Genomic DNA, 20,003 nt, shown 5'->3' on the forward strand with positions numbered 1-20,003 from the left:
GAACCTCCATCCTCGGAAGACCTCGACCCCCGTCCCGCCACCGACACGCCGGTCACAACCCGGGCCCCCGACTACACCCTCGTCTGTGAAGAGCCGGCAAAAGGGCAAACAGTGACCGTATCCGGAAAGAACGACTCAGTTACGACTGTTTCAACAGCCGCAGCAGCAGCCTCTCAATCGAGAATCGATTACAAAACCTTTATCTCTGCTGCTGCTGTAGATGGTGGGCCGTGTGGTCGATTCGCAGGAGACAACCGCAGCTACAGCTACGATCCGGGTGCGTCATCCCGAACCAAGGTCTACATCTACTACAACTGGGGCACATCAAACCTGTCCTACTGGCCGCAGATCGGCGAAACGAAGAAGATCAACAGCAGTGGGGGAGTCATCCAAACGGCAACGGCAAGTACCGCCGGCATCACAATCTCTTCCACGATGATGTCCTCCAGCTATGGTCGGACTCAGCTCAATCATGCTGTGGCCAACCCACTTTGCGGCTACGCGGGATCGATCAATTATAGTGTTGTCGCCTCTGCCTGGAGTAACGGAACGGCGCAGTTGCAAGGAACGGCACTAAAAGCCCCATACCACGAGGCATATTACTGGACTAGCGGGTATTTGGGTGGAAGCTACGGCTTGCAGACCTTCTTCAAGGTTGCTGGCGACAATCTGATGTGTCTCAACGTTAACTGTGGTACCCGGTCCATCAGTACAATGGCCACATGAATCGATGCTTGCTCGGATTGGGGATACTCGTTGGGTATCCCCTTTCTGTTCTGATTTCTTGGATGTTCTCTTCAGGAGAAATCCGCACAATTCTTCTAGTCGCTGCCGTTGGGCTGGTCATCATTACCCTTAGGGCGAGTGGCAGACTCGGCCTGGCTTGGTCCTTTCTCCCACTCGCAATAGTCGTTGGATATCTCTTTCTTGCGTGGTGGCACATCGGGCCAATCCAAACGTTTGGAATAACGCTATTGGGGGCCGTTATATGGTGGCTTTGTATTGTATTTTTGCCATGGCTTCTATGCAATGCCATGCGTCGCTCACGTTAGAAGTGATTTTTTCAACTCTCGTTGTTGAGGGAGGCGATGATGGAGCCGAACTCGCGGTCTTCGCGTTGAACGCGGGTGATGGCCTCGTGGGCCCAGTAGTCGGCTTCGAGCTGGGGCAGCATTTCCAGGATCGCGGTGCGGATGTAGAACCCTCGGGATCGTCCGGTGCGTTCTGAGAGCTAATCGAGTTTCCGCACGGTGTCAGCGTCGAGCCGGACGGACACGACGGCTGGCGCGTAGCCCTTGGGGCGCGGCTTGTTCTGGGGTCTGGGTTGGCCGTCCACGGATGCAGTGTTTCGGTCGGGGCGGACAATTTGCCACGCATCAGTCAACGAGACCCGCAGCAGGCTGACGTCGGGTCCGGTGACTCGGCCATCGCAGGGTTTCGGTGAGGGCCTGCTCGATGCAGGGCACCAGGTCAAGCTCGGTTTCGTTCTGGAAGGCCACGTCGGCTACGCCGCAGAGCAGAAGGAACGAGGCTAGGAATGCATCGCAGAGGTGACGGGCGAGGGCCCCGTCTACGGGGACGAGGGAGTAGGCGCGTGAGATGAGGGCGTGAACCCGGGGCACTGCGGATCTGTTCATACCTCCTAATGGAGGCGTTTAGGCCCGATTTTTGTCGCTGTCCACAGCCCCAATTTTGTAAACGTTGTTTACACCTTGGGGGTTAGCTTGGCAGGAGTTTGGTGGGGTGGCCTGGGCCGTTGACGTCCTCGCCGCTGAACAGGAAGTCCGGGCCGGTGGGCGCGCGATCGGTGAACGGCGACTCGTACAGTCGGGACGCCTCCACGATCCCGGTGGCCGCCAGGTGGTCGATGATCAGGTTCACGACGTCGAGCTGTTGGGCCGTGAACGTGCGGTCGCGCAGGTAGTCGGCGAAGGCCTCGGACGCCGCGGCGCGATCGAGCCCGACGAGCGACCGGACGAACAGCCCCAGCCCGTGCGACTCCTCGCCCGCTCGTCGGACGTCCTCGGGAGTGCCGACGCCGGCGTCCACGAGCATCGTCTCCAGGGTGTCGAGGTCGGTCGGTGTCAATTGCTGGTTACGCCGCAGTTGGGCGAGCGTCAGTGAGTCGGCGTGCGCGAGCAGCCAGGCCCACGCCTTCTCTTTGAACCGCACGAGGTCGGTGGCCGGCGTCACGTCGGCAAGTCGACCGGCTGCTCGGGTCCCATGGCGCGCGGTCGGTGAGGCCCGACTTCGGCGCCAGTCCTGATGGGAATATCCGCTTGTCGGACTCGGGATCCCTTGCCATAATCGAACAAAAACTCTATAATGGGGTATGGCGAGTTTGCTCCTGATCGACGACGCGGCGGACGTCTTCGACGCGCTCCGGGCGAACCGGAAGTTGGCCGAGCACTGCGCCGTCCGCGAGTTGGAGCTGATCGCGCGGGCCTGCGACGAGTACCGCGTCGATACCGAGCGCGCTGACGAGGCGGCCGAGAAGCTGATCCGTGGCGGGGCCGACGGCACCGCGATGGTCGGGGAGTTCTTGGCGCTGGAGCTGGGTCCGTTGCTCGGGGTGTCAGCGGAGTCGGCGGCGCTGCTGATCGCCGGCGTTCTGGACCTGCGGGATCGGCATCCTGAGTTGTGGGCGCTGGTCGGGGCGGGCGGCGTCCTGCCGTGGCAGGCGCTCAAGGTCGCCGCGCGGTGCAGCCAGGCGGGGCTGTCGCTGGAAGCTGCGCGCTGGGTCGATCACCAGTTGGCGTGCGCCGCTGCCGGCCTGCCTTGGGCGCGCGTCGTGCGCTCGCTGGAGGGGCTGATCGTCAAGGCGGACGCCGAGCTCGCGGCTGAGCGTGCCTTGGCCAAGCGGCAGGCTCGTCGAGTGTTCATCGGCGATCACCGCGACGGTGGGTCGGTGATGTTCGCGCAGTTGGACACCGAGGCGGCGCTCGCCCTGGCGCGGACGGTTGATCAGGTGGCCGCAGCGTTGGTGGCGGAGGGCTCGACCGAGCTGGTCGACCAGCGGCGGGCCACGGCGCTCGGGGTGCTGGCCGATCCGAGGGCGGCGCTCGATCTGCTGGCGGGGGTGGGCGATGGGCGTCCTACGAACCGGGTGGCGACGGTGGTCGTGCACATTGCGGCCGAGGCTGTCGCTGGGGCGAGGATCCTGGTCCCTGAGCTTGGCGAAGGTCCGTTCCCCGAGCTTGTCGAAGGGCAGGTCGCCCGCATCGAGCGCATCGGTCCTCTGGACACCGACACCCTCCGCAGGTTTTTGGCGCACAGCAAGGTGATCGTCCGTCCGGTGATCGACCTGAATGGCGTGCCGGCCGTGGACTCTTACGAGATCCCCGACCGGCTGCGCGCACACATCCTCGCGCGGCATCCCGTTGAGGTGTTTCCCTATTCCGGACGCCTCGCCTCCGGCTGCGACCTGGACCACACGATTCGCTACGACACGCTTGCGCCTCCGGGGAGCAGGCAAACACGGGCGGCCAACCTTGGTCCCTTGTCGCGCAGAGCTCATCGAGCGAAGACAGCCCGGCAGTGGCGGGTGGAGCAGCAGAGTCCGGGCGAGTTCCTGTGGACCTCGCGGCACGGCTTCCGCTACCTCGTGACCAGGCACGGCACCACCGCGCTGGGACGAGCATCGAGCTGAAAGGCTTTCGATTTTTTCGAATTTGAGTCAGGTTCCTCTATGAGTGACTTGATCCGTGACGCGAAGACAGTCCTGCCCCCGCAGGATCTCGACGAGATGCTCGACCTGTCGAAATTCCTTGAGCAGGTCAGTTCGCCAGCGGTCCTCGTTGGTCCGGACGGCCAGACGGTAACAGGAGGCGGCGAACTTTTTGGGCATCAGTAGGCCGACGTTGATCAAGTTGCTTCAGGGTGGCGAGATCCCGTTTGAGAGACCTGGCGCTGGCAGACATAGGCGGGTGCGTTTGCAGGACATCATCGAGTATCAGAGGCGGCGCAAGGTTGAGCGCCGCGCGACGTTGGCTGCCCTCACCGCGGACGCAGCCACGGACGGCCTGTACAGCGGAGAACCGACGTACGCCGACGCCCTCAAGGCTGCGCGCAAGAAGCGGGGTTGACTTCCATGGCGAGGTTCTGTGCGCTCTTGGACGCCTGCGTTCTCGTGCCGATCTGCCTCGCCGACACGTTGCTGCGACTGGCCGAGGTCGGCCTGTATCGGCCGCTGTGGAGCGGGCGCCTTCTCGAAGAGATGGTCTCGGCCATTGAGTCTGTCGGCATCGCCGTCCCCCGACAGCGAATCGCGATAGCGGATGTCGGGGCCATCGACGCCGTGCATCAGCATGTTCAGGCGCCGCGCCCGCCTGCCCGGACTCGCGGTCGTCGTCGTCGCCGTCGCGGCGTCCGTTCTCTGGGCACTGGACGCCGACGCGACCGTCTGCGCCTACGTCCTCGCGCTGGTCTGGCTGGGCTTCACCATCGTCGCCAAGCGCCTCGAACCGGCGCGTTCAGTGGCTGTCGGGGACGGCGTCCCAACTCGTCCGGAGGGCGGCGATCGCGTCGTCCAGGCTGAGTCCGAGCCGGCGTGACGCGAGCGCGAAACTGCGCGCGGCGTCCGCTGTCTGCTCGTTCTTGACGGACGCCGACGCCTTCGCCCCCGCCGCGACCGTCGTGCCATGCCGGACGCGGCTGATGACCAGTCCGGACGCCTCGAGCTCTTGGTAGACGCGTCCGACGGTGCCGGGCGCCAGGCCCAGATCAGCGGCAAGCTGGCGGATCGGCGGCAGCCGGTGCCCGGCCGGCAGCGCGCCCGCCAGGATCATCTCGGCCAGTTGCGACCGCACCTGCTCGTACGCGGGCACGGGGCTGGCGGGGTCGACATCGAGGATCACGCCGCCGCCTCAGCGGGCCGGTCGGACGGCTGCTGGCCGACGGCCCAACCGGTCACCATAAGGAAGAACCAGCCGACGAAGCTGATCAGCGCTCCAACCTCAGGGCGGCCCCACTGGAGGGTGATGGCCATGATGTAGGCCGTGATCGGCCAGGCCGAGAGCGCGACGGCTGAGCCAGCGATGATCGCGAAGGAGTTCCGCCGCAGCGCGGCGTCCGCCACGGCGAAGTCCGGATCGCTCGGCCGCGGACGGTCGACCACGCGCCGGCTGACCGCCCAGAGCGCCACGGCGACCACCAAGGTCATGAACGTCGTGACGAGCCAGTCCGGACGCGTGACTGGGGTGCCGATCGAGCCGACGCCTGCAGCGATCCCGGTTGCAACGAGCGCGGCCGACACCACCCAGAGGCAACGCATCGCGTACGGCGTCAGGAACGTCGCGGGCGTCCGCGGACGCAGATCGGCGCGTCGGCGTCCGGTCTGGGCGGGGCTGTTGATCCGCCACTCCGCGACGATCGCGCCGACGAACCAGCCCAGGAACATGGCCAGGAAGTCGATCCGGAACTCACCCTCACGCATGGCCCAGAGCAGGGCCAGGATGAAGCCGGCCGCCAGGCCGAAGCGGCGCCAGCGGTGGGTGGTGGCCAGCGCCGCGACGATCAGCGGGCCGTTCACCGACGTCATCAGCAGCCGTTGCCGCTCGGCGAACTTCTCGACTCGCTCGCGGGTGAGCGGACGCGGGGCGGCGATGCCGACGATGAGCCCGACGATAGCGATCCCGAGGGCGATCATCAGGATCACGGCGAAGGGGGAGGTAGCCATGGCTTCGATCATCGTGCCTGTCGACCTATTGTGTCAATGTACCGGTCTAGTGATACATTCAGTTCATGGACGCGCCCCCCAGCCCCTACGCCGTCGGCCCCTTGCTGTGGGCAGAACTCGAACCCGTCGCCGTCGATGTGGATCGTCGGCAGCGCCGGACGACTCGACGGGTCGGGGCCGGAATCGCCGCCGCGGGTCTCGGGGTCGCTGCCTACTTGTACAGCGGCGTCTGGGTGCCCTCCCTGCAGTCGTCGGGTAGCGGCGGCGGCGGAGCGGGCCAGGCCGAGGTGAGCGTGCACAATCACGGGCTACTCCCCGTAGACCTGACAGGGCCGGCCACGATCAGCATCCCGGGGCTGAGGGTCTCTGACGTTGCGACCGAGCCGCCCATCCCGGCCTTCGGTGAGGGGGTCCTGAAGTTCCGGCTGGAGGCCGTCGACTGCGGGAAGGTCCTGGCGGTCACGGGCATCCCGACCGAGACCGACCCGTTCCCCGACGGTCCGGTGGTGACACTGACCGCCACCGCGAAGACCTGGCATGGGCCGGTGCCGGTGGACATCAAGGACCGTTTCCTGCTCGCCTCCATCGCCCGGAGTTTGTGCACGAACAAGCCCTGACCGGTACTCCCCAGTAGTCGCGCCTTCGGCGTCCGACTCAAAGCGTCCAGAGGCTTACGTGCACCAGTCGAGGTCGCCGGCGGTGATGAGGGTCGGCTGCCCCGCGGTCTCGGGGGGAATGATCACGTACCCGTTCGCCGCCCACGCGCCCATGTGTTCGAGCCCGCCCCCACCCGGGTACTTGGCCTGCAACTGGGCCAGCGTCAGGCCGAAGGGCACGTTGCTCGCCAGGGCGATCTTGCCGTCGGACGCCTTTGTGGTCCGGATCGTCCACGACGCCAGGACGCGCGGCGAGCTCGCCTTCAGGTCCTTGGCCGCGAACCGCAGCTCCAGGCTCCCGAACGTCGCGTAGAGGTTGTACGACCCGCCCGCTCCCTCGCAGCCCCCGGCGCTCGTCCGCGTCTTCGGCTTGCCGAGGGCTGGCGTCAGGCCGGCCAACACAGCGCTCTCCGCAGCCCCGAACTTGAACGCGCCCACGCCCTTGTTCGAGGCGACGATCGGCAGTGCGGTCGTCGGCTGACTGGTGGACGCCGTCGGCGCTGGTTGGCTGGTGGTCGACGTCGCCGGTGCGGCAGGCGTGGGGGAGGGCTGAGCCGTGACCGCTGGCGGACTCACCGTCACGATCGTGGCCGTCGACGTCGTCGAGGCCGTGGGCGACGGCGGTGACACCGGGCTACCCGCGCCTGACGGTGCCGCCCCGGACGCGCAACCATGGAGCAGCACCAGTGAGGCCAAGAACACGATCGACCGACGAGCCATAGCCATTCCCCTCCAACGCGGTGCCGACCTCGACACAACAGCGACGGTAGTCGCGCCTGCGGCGTCCGGCTAGGGTGAAAACCCGCACCGGGTGAAAAGGAACTCACATGCAGATCGGGATGGTCGGCCTCGGCCGTATGGGCGGAAACATGCGGCAGCGGATCCGCAACGCGGGGCACGAGGTGGTCGGCTACGACCGCAACCCGGACGTCACCGACGTCGCGTCGCTGGAGGAGATGGTGGGCAAGCTCACCGGCTCGCCGCGCGTCGTCTGGATCATGCTGCCGATCGACTACGTGCAGGCCACGATCGACACCCTGGCGCCCATGCTGGCGCCCGGCGACATCATCATCGACGGCGGCAACAGCAAGTACACCTGGGACAAGGCGCACGCCGAGCAGCTCGCGCCGAAGGGCATCCACTTCGTCGACGTCGGCACGTCCGGCGGGGTGTGGGGCCTGCAGAACGGCTACGCGCTCATGGTCGGCGGCGACGACGCCGACATCGCGACTTGTCAGCCGATCTTTGACGCGCTGAAGCCGGCCGGCGAGTTCGGCTTCGTCCACGCCGGCGGTCACGGCGCCGGACACTTCGCGAAGATGGTCCACAACGGCATCGAGTACGGGCTGATGCAGGCGTACGCCGAGGGCTGGGAGCTTCTCGAGAAGGCCCCCGAGGTCACCAACGTGCGCGAGATCTTCCGGTCCTGGCGGGAGGGGACGGTCATCCGGTCCTGGCTGCTGGACCTCATGGTCCAGGCCATGGACGCCGACGAGCACCTCGAGAAGATCGAAGGCTACGCGGCCGACTCCGGCGAGGGTCGCTGGACCGTCAACGCCGCCGTCGAGTTGGGCGTCCCGGTGCCCACGATCGCGGCGTCGCTGTTCGCCCGCTTCGTCTCGCAGCAGGACGACTCCCCGGCCATGAAGATGGTCGCCGCCATGCGCAACCAGTTCGGCGGACACGCGGTCAAGGCCGAGGGCGAGAAGTAGGGACGAAGGCGAGACGTCAGGACGCCGTCGCCGGCGGTCCGCCGCCGCCGGCCGGCTTGAGCCACCGGATCCCGGTCCCTGAGCTTGTCGAAGGGGGCTTCGACAGGCTCAGCCAACGGCTTCGACGAGCTCAGCCAACCGGCGGAGTTGACAGCGAAGGCGACCGAGCCACGGCGTCCGATTGTGTTGGATCTTGTGGATTTGGCTGTATTTTCTTGTCCAAGGCGGGAATAACCCGGCGTTGACCGAGGTTGCGAACCCGGAAGCAGTACGAGACGGACGATAGAAGCAGGCGCATGACGATCACCGACGTAGCCCCCACGATCGAGGAGGCGCCCGTGGCGTCCACCCCAACGGCACCCGGACGCAACCGCGTCATCCCGATTCTGCTGGTAGCGGCGTTCGTGGTGATCCTGAACGAGACGGCGATGAACGTCGCGCTGACCCGCATCATGGACGACCTGCAGATCACCGAGCGGCTCGCCCAGTGGCTGACAACGGCATTCATGCTGACGATGGCCGTCGTGATCCCGACGACCGGCTGGCTGATCGAGCGCCTCGGCACCCGCCGCGCATACACCACCGCGCTCGGACTGTTCTCGCTCGGCACCCTGATCTGCCTCGTCTCGCCGACGATTTCGCTGCTGCTCGCCGGACGCGTCGTCCAGGCCAGTGGCACCGCGATCATGATGCCGCTGCTCATGACGACGCTGATGCAGCTCGTCGAGCCCGCCCACCGCGGCCGCGTCATGGGCAACGTGAGCATGGTCATCTCGGTCGCGCCGGCCGTCGGCCCGACCCTGTCCGGCGTGTTGCTGGCGGTTGGTTCGTGGCGGCTGATCTTTGCCGTCGTCCTGCCGATCGCGCTGGCGATGTTGTTCCTCGGACGCCGTGGGCTCACGAACGTTGCCGACGAGTCCGGCGCCAAGCTCGACCTGTGGTCGATCCCGCTCGCGGTCCTCGGCTTCGGCGGGGCGGTCTACGGGCTGAGCCTGGTGGGCGACGCGACGGTTCCGTTCTGGGAGCCGATCCTCGCGATCGGTATCGGCGGCGCCGGCCTCATCGCCTTCATCGCACGCCAGCTCGTGCTGCAGCGCACCGACTCGGCCCTGCTCGACCTGCGCACCTTCACGCACACGTCCTTCACGCTCGGCGTCGGCCTGATGGCCCTGTCGATGATGGGACTCTTCGGCACGATCATCACCCTGCCGCTGCTGCTGCAGCGCGCCTTCGCGATGACGCCGCTGCAGGTGGGCCTGATGATGCTGCCCGGCGGTCTGCTGATGGGCGTGTTGGGTCCGATCGTCGGACGCCTCTACGACCGCGTCGGACCCCGCGTCCTGCTCGTCCCGGCCCTGGCCGTCGTTGCGGGTGTGTTCGCCGCGCTGTCGACGCTCACCACCGCGAGCCCCTGGTGGTTCGTCCTGGTCTGCCACCTGACGATGAGCGCCGCGTTCGCCTTCATTTTCACGTCGCTGTTCACCACCGCTCTCGGCGCCCTGCCGCGCCACCTGTACTCGTACGGGTCGGCGTCCATCGGCACCATTCAGCAGTTGGCCGGCGCGGCCGGCACGGCGCTGTTCGTGACGGTCTTCTCGATGCAGGCCCAGGTGGCCCGGACGGCTGGAGCGTCCGAGGCGGCGTCCCTGCTCGCCGGCTCCCACTGGGGCTTCCTCGGTGCCGGCGCCGTCATGACGGCCGCCGCCATCACCGCGCTGTTCCTGTCCAAGCCGGCGGACGCCCCGGAGGGCATCGCCGCGCACTGACGGGTCGAGGCTGGCCGCACGCTGCGCTCAGGCTCTCTGGTCCACGTGGTCTCAGCTCCCCGCTGGCTTCACTGCGACGTTTGAGCCCTCCTGGGGGGCCCAAACACAACAGTGAGCGGGCGGACTGCCCCTCCGGTCAGTCACCCCGGACCCCCCAGCGCCGACGCACCGTAGAATCCGGCCATGCCCGGACCAGTGAGCATCGACATGCTGCTCCTGCTGGGCTCGGCGGTGCTGCTGGTGGCCGTGCTGGCCGCCAGGCTCGGCGCTCGGGCCGGGCTGCCGTCCCTGCTGATCTTCCTGGCCGTCGGCATGAGCCTCGAGCTCGTCGGCATCCGGTTGAACGACGCCAACCTGGCCCACGAACTCGGCTTCGCGGCGCTCGTCTTCATCCTCGGTGAGGGCGGTTTCACCACCCGCTGGTCGGAGGTCAAGACCGCTCTCGGGCCTGCCAGCCTGCTGGCCACCGTCGGCGTCGCCGTCTCGGTGACCGCGGTCGCGGCCTTCTGCCACGTGGTGTTCGCCGTCCCCTTGCCCATCGCGATCCTGCTCGGTGCCGTCACGGCCCCGACGGACGCCGCGGCGGTCTTCTCCGTCCTGCGGGCCGTGCCCCTGCCGTCCCGGATCAGGGCCTCACTTGAAGGCGAATCGGGCCTGAACGACGCCCCGATCGTCCTCCTCGTGGCCGCCGCGACCGAGTGGTCGCTCGGCGTCCAACCCGAGGGCGGACCCGTGATGATCGGCGTCCTCATCGTCGCCGAGTTCATCGGTGGCCTCGCCGTGGGAGCAGCCGCCGGCTGGCTCGGGCAGAAGCTGTTGCGCGGGGTCGCGCTGCCGGCGTCCGGCCTCTACCCCCTGGGGGCGATGGGCGTCGTCGTGCTCGCCTACGGGCTGGGCGACTTCGTCCACGTCTCGGGGTTCGCGGCCGTGTACGTGTGCGCGATGATCCTCGGCAACAGCGACCTACCCCACCGGGCCGCGACCCGCTCCTTCGCCGAAGGCGTCGGCTGGACCTGTCAGATCGGTCTCTTCGTCATGCTCGGCATGCTGGCGACGCCCCAGCGGCTGACGATCCCCGAGGCGTCCATCGCCCTCGTCTTGGGCGCCTTCGTGACGTTCGTGGCGCGTCCGCTGTCGGTGCTGGCGAGCACGGTCTGGTTCCGCTTCGGGTTCCGCGAGCAGATCTTCTTGTCGTGGGCCGGGCTCCGCGGGGCCGTCCCCATCATCATGGCGACCGTCCCGCTGGCCGCCTCGACGCCGCGGTCCAACGAGATCTTCGACGTCGTCCTGATCTACGTCATCGTGTTCACCCTGCTGCAGGCGCCGACGCTGCCCCTGGTCGCCAAGCTGCTGGGCATCTCGGGCAACGGGGCCATCGACATCGAGGTCGAGGTCGCGCCGCTCGACAAGATCCAGGCCGACTTCATGCAGGTCGACGTCCCGGAGGACTCGCACCTCAACGGCGTCACCATCCAGGAGCTGCGGCTGCCGCGGCTCACGGTCGTCGCTGCGATCGTGCGCGAGGGGGCGGCGATGCCGGCAGAGGGCGGGACGCGCATCCGCGGCGGGGACGAGCTACTGATCGTGGTTCCGTCGCGTCACCGGCAGCGCGTCGAGGACCGCTTCGCCCGGGTCAGTCGCTACGGACGCCTCGCGTCCTGGCTGGACGACTCGGACGCCCCCGCGACCTAGCTACCCGTGAGCGCCTTCACGTTCGGGACGCAGGCCTTGCCGTCCGGCAGTGCGATCTCGGTGGTGGGCTTCGGGTTGATGTTGGCCGTCTTGAAGTCGGCGCCCAGGTAGATGTCGACCATGTGGTCTTGGTACTTGACGGCGTCCGCGACGAACGGCGTTCCAGCCGGCAGATACGACATCACCAAGACGACCTCGGGGCTCTTGGCGTCGACGCCCGCGACGTAGGTCTTGGCGATGGGGGCGTCCGAGTTGCCGACCTTGAAGACGTGGAAGCCGGCGTTGCCGAAGACCAGCTTGACCTGGTTCTTGGCCAGGCCAGAGATCGAGGTTCCGTTGTAGATCCGGATGTAGGAGTTGGCGGCCGTGAACTTCGGGCCGATGCTCGTCACGACGCACGGGTCCGGCGGACGCTTCGGGATCGGCGTCGACGCCTCCTTGTACGCCCAGTTGCCGACGAGCGCCACGAACGCGAGCAGCACGAGCAGCGTCAGAGGCGTTTTGACCGCCAGCCAGACCTGTCGTCCGCTCATTCGTCGTCGTCCTTCACAGTCGAAATCGGACGCCAGCCTACCGGCTCGCGTCGGCGTCCAGATCGAGCACTCGCGCGTGCACGCATTGCCGCTGCTGCAAGGCGGCGCGCAGCGCACGATGCAGGCCGTCCTCGAGGTACAGCTCGCCCCGCCACCGGACCACGTGGGCGAACAGGTCGCCGTAGAAGGTCGAGTCCTCCTCCAGGACCGCCTCGAGGTCGAGCATGCGTTTGGTGGTCACCAGCTCCGCGAGTTGCACCTGCTCAGGGGCGATGGCCGACCACTGCCGCTGGGCGTAACCGTGCTCGGGATAAGGGCGGTCGTCCCCCACGCGCCTGAAGATCACAAAGCCCACAGTAGTTGTGCCACGCTAGGCCGTGCGAGCCGACACCTGGCCGTTGGCGACACAAGAAGAGGTGCGGAGATGGCCCAGAGCCAGCAGTCCATCGACACGATCAAGGCGGGGTACACGTTCTCGTCCCCGTCCATCCAGCTCGGCGTGCTGATGGCGGACGGCAACCCCGTTCCGGGCGTCCCGATCAACCTGTCGTACTCGATGCTGAACCGACACGGCCTCGTGGCGGGCGCCACCGGCACCGGCAAGACGAAGACGCTGCAGCTGATGGCCGAGCAGATCTCCAAGGCGGGCATCCCGGTGTTTGCGGCCGACATCAAGGGTGACCTGTCCGGCATCGCGATCCCCGGTGAGCTGTCGGAGAAGCTGCAGGCTCGCGTCCAGGGCATCGGCCAGAACTGGGTCGCCGCAGGCTGCCCGACCGAGTTCTATAGCCTGGGCGGCATGGGCACCGGCGTCCCGCTGCGCGCGACGGTGTCGTCGTTCGGGCCGCTGCTGCTGAGCAAGGTGCTGGGCCTCAACGAGACCCAGGAGTCGTCCCTCGGTCTGGTCTTCCAGTGGGCGGACGCCAACCAGCTGCTGCTGCTCGACCTCAAGGACCTGCGTCAGGTCCTCATGTACCTCACCTCCGACGAGGGCAAAGCCACCCTCAAGGGCATCGGCGGGCTGTCGTCCGCGACGGTCGGCGTGATCCTGCGCGAGATCTCGGCCATGGAGGGCCAGGGCGCCGACGTCTTCTTCGGCGAGCCCGAGTTCGACACGGCCGACTTCCTCCGCACCACCGGCGACGGCCAGGGCATCATCTCGATGCTCGAGCTGCCCAACGTCGTCGACCGTCCGCAGCTCTTCTCGACGTTCCTCATGTGGCTGCTCGCGGACCTCTACCACGCCCTGCCCGAGGTCGGCGACGTCGACAAGCCCAAGCTGGTCTTCTTCTTCGACGAGGCGCACCTGCTGTTCAACGGGGCGTCCAAGGCGTTCCTCGAGCAGATCACGCAGACCGTCCGGCTCATCCGTTCCAAGGGTGTCGGCGTCTTCTTCGTCACCCAGATGCCCACCGACGTGCCCGACTCGGTGCTCGCCCAGCTGGGCTCCCGCGTCCAGCACGCGCTGCGCGCCCACACGCCGAACGACGCCAAGGCGCTCAAGCAGACGGTCAACACGTACCCGACGTCCGAGTACGACCTGGCCCAGCTGCTGCAGAACCTGGGCATCGGCGAGGCCGTCGTCACGGTGATGAACCCCAGTGGCGCCCCGACCCCGGTCGCCTGGACGCGCATGCTCGCGCCCACGTCGCTGATGGGTCCGATGAACCCCGAATGGCTCAGCTCCGGCGTGGCCCAGTCGGCGATGAACGCCAAGTACGGCCAGGCGATCGACCGCGAGTCGGCCTACGAGATCCTCAGCGCGCGCGTCGCCGAGGCCCCTGCGCCGCCGGTCGGGACGGCCCCCGCCGCTCCGGCCCGCGCGCCGAAGGCCGAGAAGCCGGCTCCGAGCGTCATCGAGGAACTCAGCAAGAACGTGCTCGTCCGGCAGGTGGCCCGCTCGGCGGCGTCCCAGCTGACGCGTTCGATCTTCGGGACGCTGCTCAAGCGCCGCTAGGCCACGGCGCCCTGGGCGCCGGGATCCGGGCCAGCGGCGAGTCGAGGCGTCCGAAGCGGTCGTGGTTCTCGTTCCAGTCGCGTCCGGCTTGGGCGAGTTCGGCGCGGTCGCGTCCGACGAAGTTCCAGAACATCGTGATCGGCTCGATCGGGACGCCGCCCAGCAGCATGATCCGGGCGTCGCCGGACGCCTCCAGCGCGAGTTCGTCCAAGCCCGAGCCGAGAGAGGCGAGGCGTCCGGGCTCGATGGGCGTCCCGGCAACCGCCGCCGAACCGCGCAGCACGACGAGCGCGTACTCGAAGTCCGGACGCAGCGCGACGGAGGCGTCCGAGGTGAACGCCAGCTCCACGCCGACCATCCGGCTGTCGGCCCGCGCAGGGCTGACGACGCCACTGAACTCTCCGATGAGCACGGACGCCACCCCAGACGCGAGCTCGACCTGCGGCAGCGAGCCGTGGTGCTCGAACGCCGCCGGGCCTCGCCGCGTGGCGTCCGGCAGCGCCACCCACAGCTGGATGCCTTCGAACGCGCCCGCGTAGCCGGTGCCCTGTTCGGCATGTTGGACGCCGTCGCCGGCGGTCATCAGGTTGAGCTGCCCGGGACGGATCGTCTGCTCGCTGCCGAGGGAGTCGCGATGCAGCAGCTCGCCGTCCAGCAGCCAGGTCACGGTCGCCAGCCCGATGTGCGGATGCGGGCCGACGCCGGGCTCGCGGGAGGCGTCCACGTCCGCCGGACCGAGGTGATCGGCGAAGCACCAGGGACCGACGGTGCGGCGTCCGCGGGTCGGCAGCGCGCGGCGGACGCCCAGGCCGCCGACGGTCTCGGAGCGGCTCGGGATGATCTCCATCAGGCCAGCAGGTCGGAGTACTCGGGGTGCTTGGCGAGCCAGTCCTTGACGAAGGAGCACGTCGCGATGACCTTGCGCTCGCCGTTCGCGCGGACGGCGTCCAGGGCGTGCCGGATCAGCGAGGACCCGACGCCGCGTCCGCCGAAGTCGGGATCGACGACGGTGTGGTCGAACGTGATGGTCCCGGCGCCCAGCCGGTAGTGCGCATAACCCGCGCGGACGCCGTCCAGCTCGGCCTCGAACCTGGACTTCTCGCCGTTGTCCGTCACGACGGGGCGGAGGGTGTCGTTCATGGGGTCACTGTAAGCGGTCGGCGCACGGCATCCCAGGGGGCCATCAGCTCGACGCGACGCCTCAGGAATTCACCATCGGTGTCGTCGACTAGAAAGAGACGCTAAGTCTTGACTACGGGCCCATTGTTGGGGAGGGTGCGCGCATGGCCGCCTTGGTCAGCAAGGGTGTGGACGCCCTGACCACGGCCGACACGATCCTCGCGGGCTACGCCGCGCAGGACACCTACAAGGGCAAGGTGAGGGCCGTCGGCAAGCCGTTCACCAAGGAGAACTACGGCATCGGCCTGAAGAAGGGCGACACCGCCCTGATTTACATCGTGTTGAACGACGCGGTCACCCAGTTCGCGGTCTTCGCCGAGCGGCGCCTCAGCCGGTCGCGGCACACGGCAGCCCCGGTCACCACGGCCGCGCCCAACATCATCCAGGGCTCCGTGGAGCCGGGTGCGGCGCTGGTTCCTTAGCGAAACCTGTCGCCGGGCGCATACGTTGTGGGAGCGTTGGGCCCGAACGTTTTCGTAGAGGATTCCGCCCCGTGTCGACCGCCGCTCAGCAGCCGCTGCCACCCGTCACCCGGATTGCGCGCCGCCGCGCTCTGCCGGGGCACGAGGACGCCTACGTCGGCCTCGTCCGCGAGATGTTCACGCGCATGAAGGCGCACGCCGGCTTTCAGGGCGCCGAGATCATCCCGCCGGACGCCCCCGGCGGCAGCTACCAGATCGTCGTCAACTTCGACTCCGAGCAGCACCTGGCGGCCTGGGACGCCAGCCGTGACCGGGAGTCCCTGCTGGGCCAGCTGCGCGAGCACGCCGAGACGGAGCCGGTCTATCGACGCCTGACGGGCCTCGAGTCGTGGTTCGAGGGGCCGGTCGTGCCGGCGTCCATGCATCCTCCGCGCCACCGCATGGCCCTGGTGACCTGGCTGGGGATCTGGCCCACGGCGTCCGTCTTCATCTTCTTCCTGGCCCCCTGGCTGACGTCGCTGGGGCTGCCGTTCTTGCTCGTCACGGCGATCAACACAGCCCTCATCACGGCGGTGATGACCTACCTGCTCATGCCGCGCCTCACCAAACTCCTTCGACGGTTCCTCACCCCACCGCGATAGGTCGCCATGCCGCTCTTCCGCCGCCCCCGGACCGAGTCCTCAGCCCCCGTCACCGAGCCGCCCCGCGGGGCGATCAGCGTCCGCTCCGCGGAGCCGTCGGACGCCGCCGCGCTCGTTGGCCTGTGTCGGCTTCGCGGCCGCGAGATCACCGAGGACGCGATGGTCGCGCGGCTTGAGCAGCGGCGCGCCCGCACAGACCAGGCCGTCTGGGTCGCGGTGGACGAGCAGGGCACGGTCTGCGGCTTCGCGAGTGGGGTCGTGGTCGCAACCCTCGAATCCGGCCCCATCGCCCACCTGACGGCGCTGGCGACCGAGACCCACGCCCGGGGCCGCGGCGTCGGACGTGGTTTGGTGGACGCCTTCACGGCCTGGGCGACCCAGGCCGGGGCGTGGGAGGCTGTCGTCTTGTCGGGCGGCGGGGAGGGCACCCATAAGTCGCACCGTGGCTACGACCACCTCGGCTTTGAGCCACGCGGACGGGTCTACGCCAAGACGCTCAGGTGATGCGGATCCCGTAGATGTGGCGGTCGTAGGACGCCACCACGAGCATGTTGCCGTAGGCCGAGATCGTGGCCTCGGTGTTCTTGCCCAGCTGCAGGGTGGAGTAGTCCTCGCCGGTGGTGGGGTTGAGCAGGTGGATCGTGCCGTCGGAGTCGGGGAGCACGACGTACGGCGTCCCGTCGGAGCCGGTGATCAGCGTGGGGGACGACCAGGAGTAGTTCGTCAGGTGTCGGCGCCAGATGACCTTGCCGCTCTGTTTGTCGAGGGCGACGAGGTCGCCCTCGCGCGGCGCCGTCGTCCGGGCGACATTGAAGATCACCATGTCGCCGAGCGAGCCCTGCCCGAGGATCGGGGAGCCCAGGACGCCGCCGTTGACCGCCGCGTCGTAGTAGGTGGGAATGTCGTACTGCCACACCTGCTTGCCGGTGAAGGCGTCGATCTTGCGGATGTTGGTGAGGTGCTCGCCGCCGTTCGTACCGCGGTGGTCGACCTCGTTGCCGGTGTAGAGGAACACGCCCTCGTCGGTGGCGTCCAGCACGAGGGAGGCGTCCGTGTCGTCGCCCACCTGACGCATCCAGAGGATCTGCAGGGTGTTGATGTCCCAACAGATCAAGTAGCCGTCGTTGTCGGCGGCGAACATGAGGTTGCGGTAGGCGACGGCCGAGTTCTCGATGCCGTGCTTGTTCGAGTCGGGTCCGGCGTAGACGAGCTTGGTCAGCTGCGGGTCGATGCTGACTTTCTTGGCGGCGGCGTCGAAGGTCGTGTTGAGCTTGACCCGGTAGATCAGGCCGTTCTCGGCCGGCTCGATGAGCGTGTCGGTCTGCCGGTTGATCAGCGCGGACGAGTCGAACGCACCCCACTCGGGGCGCAACGACCCGGCGTCCAGGCCGTTGATGAACGCCACTTCCTTGTTCTGGATCAGGTCGAACATCCGGTAGTGCCAGTAGCCGACGGTGCCGTTGCGGTCGTTGAGGCCCTGCCCGGCGAACAGCAGCGGGTAGCCGCGCGGGTCGATCGAGCCGGTGCCCTTGAAGCCGTACTTGACGTCGATCGGGTCCTTGGTCGGCGTCCCGTCGGCCAGGTTGAGGCGGTAGACCTTGCCCTCGAAGACCGGGTAGATGACCTCGACGAAGTTCGGATCGCTCACGTACTTGGGGTCGAGGCTCATCGCCTCTTTGGACGCCTGCGGCCAGTTCACCAGCAGGGGCTGGCCCGTCCAGCCGGCGCCGGGCCAGTACGAGCCCTCGCCGCGGATCTCGCCGATCTCTTTGGACCAGACGATCTCGAGCTTCTTGTTTTGGACGTTGGCCGTCCCGTACGCGCCGCCCGTCCGGTAGTTGTTGCCGCGGAACGTCAGGACGCCCTTGACGCTCGGATCGGTGTAGGTGGCGGGATCGCCGAAGGCGATGGTGTCGGCGGCCTTGGGATCGGCGAGGGGCGTGTTCTGGCCGTCCAAGACCTTCCACCAGACGTTGCCCGAGGACTCGGTGAGGGGGCGGGACAGTGTGCCGTCCTCGGCGCGCGTCGGCGCGGTGTAGCCCGGCAGGGTCTTGGGGTCGATCGTCAGCTTCGCCGGATTGGTCTCGGTGCTCTGGGTCGGGAGGGCGCCGTTGGCCGGACGGTTCGGCCGCTGACCAGGCGTGACGGTGTCCGTGGAGCACGCCGTGATGCCCAGCATCGCCACCGCGCAGGCCCCGGCGATCGCGCGGCGGCTACGGGCTCGACTCATGTGGGGGCTCCTGATCTGTGGCGTTGGGCTATCGGCGAGTCTAGGCGGTGCTCCGGACGAGGCCCTGCAGCGGCGCGGGTTGTCGGACTAGCCCCGAGTACTTGTGACGAGTGGCCGAGGTGCCGGGGTTCAGCCACCGTCCCGTGACCATCGTGGTCTGCGATCTCGCGCGAGGATCGCACTCATACTTCCGTACCGATTCTGCTGGCTCTTCCCTCCGGGGGATCGACGGGGCGTTCGCACTGCTGTTTGATGCGTGTGGCGCATCGCAGCGCTCTCCACCCCTTGCGAGGTCTTCATGCCTGTTTCACGTTTCGGTCGTCCCCTCCTGATTCTTGCCCTGTCGGGCTTGTTGGCACTGGGTCAGGTTCCTCCTGCTGAGGCAGCCCCTGCCGCGAAAACCCCCGCCGACCTGTGGGCGTTGTCTGAGTCTGGGGTGGAGGCGACGGGTGTTGGTTTGGTGCGTCCGGATTGGTTGTCGGCGGCGACGACGGCTCGGGCGTCTGGTCAGCGGGTGGAGGTGTTGTCGGAGTGTTCTGAGACGTCGCGCAGCTGGTTGTTGCCGAACGGGCAGGTGCTGGTGGAGCAGTTCACGGCGCCGGTGCGGTTCAAGGAGTCGACGTTGAAGTCGGCTGGGTGGCGCGACATTGATATGACGTTGGTGGTGCGTGCTGATGGGACGGTGGGCCCGAAGGCTGCTCCGACGTCGGTGGTGTTGTCGGGTGGCGGTGTGGGGCCGATGGTGTCCCGGACGGAGGCCTCCGGGGTGAAGGCCAGCCTGGACCCGGCGCCCGGGGTCAAGCTGGGCAAGCCGGTCTTGTCGGGTTCGAAGGCCACCTACTCCGACGTAGCTCCGGGCTTGGACGTGGTCGTGGACGTGGCGGCTGGCGGGTTCCGCTGGTCGTGGGTGGCGAAGACGCCGGCGGCGGCGAAGAAGCTGCTGGTCGGATCGGGCAAGTCCCGGGCGGCGACGGCCCGGCTGAAAGTCACCGGGGGTGGCAAGTGGGCCAGAGACGCCGCTGAGGCGAAGATCTCGAACGGTCAGGGTGCGAAGGTAGCCCGGTTGGGGTCGCCGTTGGTGTGGGACGCGCAGGTGAACCCGGCCACCAAGGAGCCGGTCAACGTGGTCGAGGCCGAGTTGGTTCTTCAGACCTCTCCGGAACAAGACAGCGAGCTGACGGACTTGCCATTCGTCCTGCCCGCGCCGTGCCGGATGCGCGACTGAAAGAAATACGCATCGACAGGCCTAAGCAGTCTCGCAAATATGCACGCTTCGCAATTGCGTTAGGTCAATCCGTGATGGACGAGGCGCGTGCAAACAAGGCCACGTGTTTCACTGGATCGTATTATGGAATGAACGTCTGCTTCGGTGGCAGGGATTCTGTATTGCGCGCACGCGGTGGAACGACATGGGGCAATACATTCTATTCTGCTAGCAAAAGTGGCTCTTCACAATCCAGGGTGTAGGTGGGGTCTGAAGCCGCCGGTTTCGAGTAGTGATCTGGCGATGTAGTGGGTGAGGTTCCGGAAGCCGAGGG

The 20,003-nt window shown here is 67.4% G+C and carries 25 protein-coding genes; 15 read left to right on the plus strand and 10 right to left on the minus strand.

What is annotated here, in order from left to right; genetic code table 11:
• On the plus strand, positions 1-726 hold a 726-nt coding region (locus tag FN821_RS14335; RefSeq protein WP_185956579.1), incomplete at its 5' end, for a hypothetical protein.
• A 993-nt stretch (positions 727-1,719) separates the two neighbouring features.
• On the opposite strand, the gene FN821_RS14340 is transcribed toward FN821_RS14335, so the two are convergent.
• Positions 1,720-2,193, minus strand: coding sequence for a type I restriction-modification enzyme R subunit C-terminal domain-containing protein (locus FN821_RS14340; RefSeq protein ID WP_165489392.1), 474 nt, complete (start codon positions 2,191-2,193; stop codon positions 1,720-1,722).
• 139 nt (positions 2,194-2,332) lie between these two features.
• Here FN821_RS14340 and FN821_RS14345 point away from each other — a divergent pair, with 139 nt between their 5' ends.
• The 4 genes from FN821_RS14345 to FN821_RS14350 all read left to right on the plus strand — a co-directional run bounded on the left by FN821_RS14345 (position 2,333) and on the right by FN821_RS14350 (position 4,553).
• Entirely contained in the window at positions 2,333-3,649 is a 1,317-nt protein-coding gene (locus FN821_RS14345) for a 13E12 repeat family protein (protein WP_165489391.1), read from the plus strand.
• Between the two features lie 39 nt (positions 3,650-3,688).
• Entirely contained in the window at positions 3,689-3,853 is a 165-nt protein-coding gene (locus FN821_RS14540; protein WP_206662134.1) for a hypothetical protein, read from the plus strand.
• Positions 3,854-3,926: 73 nt separating this feature from the next.
• Positions 3,927-4,085 (plus strand): hypothetical protein, encoded by a 159-nt coding sequence (locus tag FN821_RS14545; RefSeq protein ID WP_241660260.1) that lies wholly within the window; start codon positions 3,927-3,929, stop codon positions 4,083-4,085.
• A 222-nt stretch (positions 4,086-4,307) separates the two neighbouring features.
• The gene (locus tag FN821_RS14350; RefSeq protein ID WP_165489390.1) at positions 4,308-4,553 is read left to right on the plus strand and encodes a hypothetical protein; all 246 of its coding nucleotides are present in this window, start codon (positions 4,308-4,310) and stop codon (positions 4,551-4,553) included.
• Here FN821_RS14350 and FN821_RS13685 read toward each other — a convergent pair.
• Complete coding sequence (locus tag FN821_RS13685; RefSeq protein ID WP_206662132.1) at positions 4,473-4,856, minus strand: GntR family transcriptional regulator; 384 nt, start codon at positions 4,854-4,856, stop codon at positions 4,473-4,475. The two genes, FN821_RS14350 and FN821_RS13685, sit on opposite strands and share 81 nt — an antisense overlap.
• Positions 4,853-5,677, minus strand: a complete 825-nt coding sequence (locus tag FN821_RS13690) for a hypothetical protein (RefSeq protein WP_131173147.1) — start codon at positions 5,675-5,677, stop codon at positions 4,853-4,855. Before FN821_RS13690 ends, FN821_RS13685 begins: the two co-directional genes overlap by 4 nt.
• 65 nt (positions 5,678-5,742) lie before the next feature.
• Between FN821_RS13690 and FN821_RS13695 the strand changes: the two genes are divergently transcribed.
• Positions 5,743-6,294: a hypothetical protein gene (locus FN821_RS13695; RefSeq protein WP_131173146.1), complete on the plus strand. Its 552-nt coding sequence runs from the start codon at positions 5,743-5,745 to the stop codon at positions 6,292-6,294.
• Between the two features lie 54 nt (positions 6,295-6,348).
• Here FN821_RS13695 and FN821_RS13700 read toward each other — a convergent pair whose 3' ends face one another.
• Positions 6,349-6,909 carry a hypothetical protein gene (locus FN821_RS13700; protein WP_131173145.1) on the minus strand — a complete coding sequence of 187 codons (561 nt, stop codon included), beginning with the start codon at positions 6,907-6,909 and terminating at the stop codon, positions 6,349-6,351.
• 10 nt (positions 6,910-6,919) lie between these two features.
• Here FN821_RS13700 and FN821_RS13705 point away from each other — a divergent pair, with 10 nt between their 5' ends.
• The 4 genes from FN821_RS13705 (at position 6,920) to FN821_RS13720 (ending at position 11,503) form a co-directional block, all read left to right on the plus strand.
• Positions 6,920-7,126, plus strand: coding sequence for a hypothetical protein (locus FN821_RS13705; protein WP_131173144.1), 207 nt, complete (start codon positions 6,920-6,922; stop codon positions 7,124-7,126).
• Positions 7,127-7,160: 34 nt separating this feature from the next.
• Positions 7,161-8,045 (plus strand): phosphogluconate dehydrogenase (NAD(+)-dependent, decarboxylating), encoded by an 885-nt coding sequence (gnd, locus tag FN821_RS13710; protein WP_131173143.1) that lies wholly within the window; start codon positions 7,161-7,163, stop codon positions 8,043-8,045.
• A gap of 296 nt (positions 8,046-8,341) precedes the next feature.
• Positions 8,342-9,811, plus strand: a complete 1,470-nt coding sequence (locus FN821_RS13715) for an MDR family MFS transporter (protein ID WP_131173142.1) — start codon at positions 8,342-8,344, stop codon at positions 9,809-9,811.
• Positions 9,812-9,994: 183 nt separating this feature from the next.
• Entirely contained in the window at positions 9,995-11,503 is a 1,509-nt protein-coding gene (locus FN821_RS13720; protein ID WP_131173141.1) for a potassium/proton antiporter, read from the plus strand.
• Here the strand turns inward: FN821_RS13720 and FN821_RS13725 are convergent.
• Together FN821_RS13725 and FN821_RS13730 are read right to left on the minus strand one after the other, a co-directional pair.
• Positions 11,500-12,036, minus strand: coding sequence for a LytR C-terminal domain-containing protein (locus tag FN821_RS13725; RefSeq protein WP_131173140.1), 537 nt, complete (start codon positions 12,034-12,036; stop codon positions 11,500-11,502). The two genes, FN821_RS13720 and FN821_RS13725, sit on opposite strands and share 4 nt — an antisense overlap.
• Before the next feature lie 37 nt (positions 12,037-12,073).
• Positions 12,074-12,382, minus strand: a complete 309-nt coding sequence (locus tag FN821_RS13730; RefSeq protein ID WP_131173139.1) for a type II toxin-antitoxin system VapB family antitoxin — start codon at positions 12,380-12,382, stop codon at positions 12,074-12,076.
• Positions 12,383-12,460: 78 nt separating this feature from the next.
• Between FN821_RS13730 and FN821_RS13735 the strand changes: the two genes are divergently transcribed.
• Positions 12,461-13,993, plus strand: a complete 1,533-nt coding sequence (locus tag FN821_RS13735; protein WP_131173138.1) for a helicase HerA-like domain-containing protein — start codon at positions 12,461-12,463, stop codon at positions 13,991-13,993.
• Here the strand turns inward: FN821_RS13735 and FN821_RS13740 are convergent.
• Both FN821_RS13740 and FN821_RS13745 read right to left on the minus strand, forming a co-directional pair.
• The gene (locus FN821_RS13740) at positions 13,980-14,840 is read right to left on the minus strand and encodes a pirin family protein (protein WP_131173137.1); all 861 of its coding nucleotides are present in this window, start codon (positions 14,838-14,840) and stop codon (positions 13,980-13,982) included. The genes FN821_RS13735 and FN821_RS13740 overlap by 14 nt on opposite strands.
• Positions 14,840-15,133, minus strand: coding sequence for a GNAT family N-acetyltransferase (locus FN821_RS13745; RefSeq protein ID WP_131173136.1), 294 nt, complete (start codon positions 15,131-15,133; stop codon positions 14,840-14,842). Before FN821_RS13745 ends, FN821_RS13740 begins: the two co-directional genes overlap by 1 nt.
• A 143-nt stretch (positions 15,134-15,276) precedes the next feature.
• On the opposite strand from FN821_RS13745, the gene FN821_RS14945 reads away from it, so the two are divergent.
• From FN821_RS14945 to FN821_RS13760, 3 genes are all read left to right on the plus strand, one after another.
• On the plus strand, positions 15,277-15,594 hold the full coding sequence (locus tag FN821_RS14945; RefSeq protein ID WP_131173135.1) for a type 2 periplasmic-binding domain-containing protein: 318 nt from the start codon (positions 15,277-15,279) through the stop codon (positions 15,592-15,594).
• Between the two features lie 71 nt (positions 15,595-15,665).
• The gene (locus FN821_RS13755) at positions 15,666-16,235 is read left to right on the plus strand and encodes an antibiotic biosynthesis monooxygenase (protein WP_131173134.1); all 570 of its coding nucleotides are present in this window, start codon (positions 15,666-15,668) and stop codon (positions 16,233-16,235) included.
• Positions 16,236-16,241: 6 nt separating this feature from the next.
• Positions 16,242-16,739: a GNAT family N-acetyltransferase gene (locus FN821_RS13760; protein WP_131173133.1), complete on the plus strand. Its 498-nt coding sequence runs from the start codon at positions 16,242-16,244 to the stop codon at positions 16,737-16,739.
• Here the strand turns inward: FN821_RS13760 and FN821_RS13765 are convergent.
• Together FN821_RS13765 and FN821_RS14355 are read right to left on the minus strand one after the other, a co-directional pair.
• Positions 16,732-18,465, minus strand: coding sequence for an outer membrane protein assembly factor BamB family protein (locus FN821_RS13765; RefSeq protein ID WP_131173132.1), 1,734 nt, complete (start codon positions 18,463-18,465; stop codon positions 16,732-16,734). The two genes, FN821_RS13760 and FN821_RS13765, sit on opposite strands and share 8 nt — an antisense overlap.
• 507 nt (positions 18,466-18,972) lie before the next feature.
• A complete protein-coding gene (locus FN821_RS14355; protein WP_165489389.1) occupies positions 18,973-19,113 on the minus strand; it encodes a hypothetical protein in 141 nt (46 codons plus the stop codon).
• A 16-nt stretch (positions 19,114-19,129) separates the two neighbouring features.
• Between FN821_RS14355 and FN821_RS13770 the strand changes: the two genes are divergently transcribed.
• On the plus strand, positions 19,130-19,690 hold the full coding sequence (locus FN821_RS13770; protein ID WP_131173131.1) for a hypothetical protein: 561 nt from the start codon (positions 19,130-19,132) through the stop codon (positions 19,688-19,690).
• Positions 19,691-20,003 lie beyond the last annotated feature (313 nt).

The organism is Propioniciclava tarda (genome assembly GCF_900182665.1).
GTDB lineage: Bacteria > Actinomycetota > Actinomycetes > Propionibacteriales > Propionibacteriaceae > Propioniciclava > Propioniciclava tarda.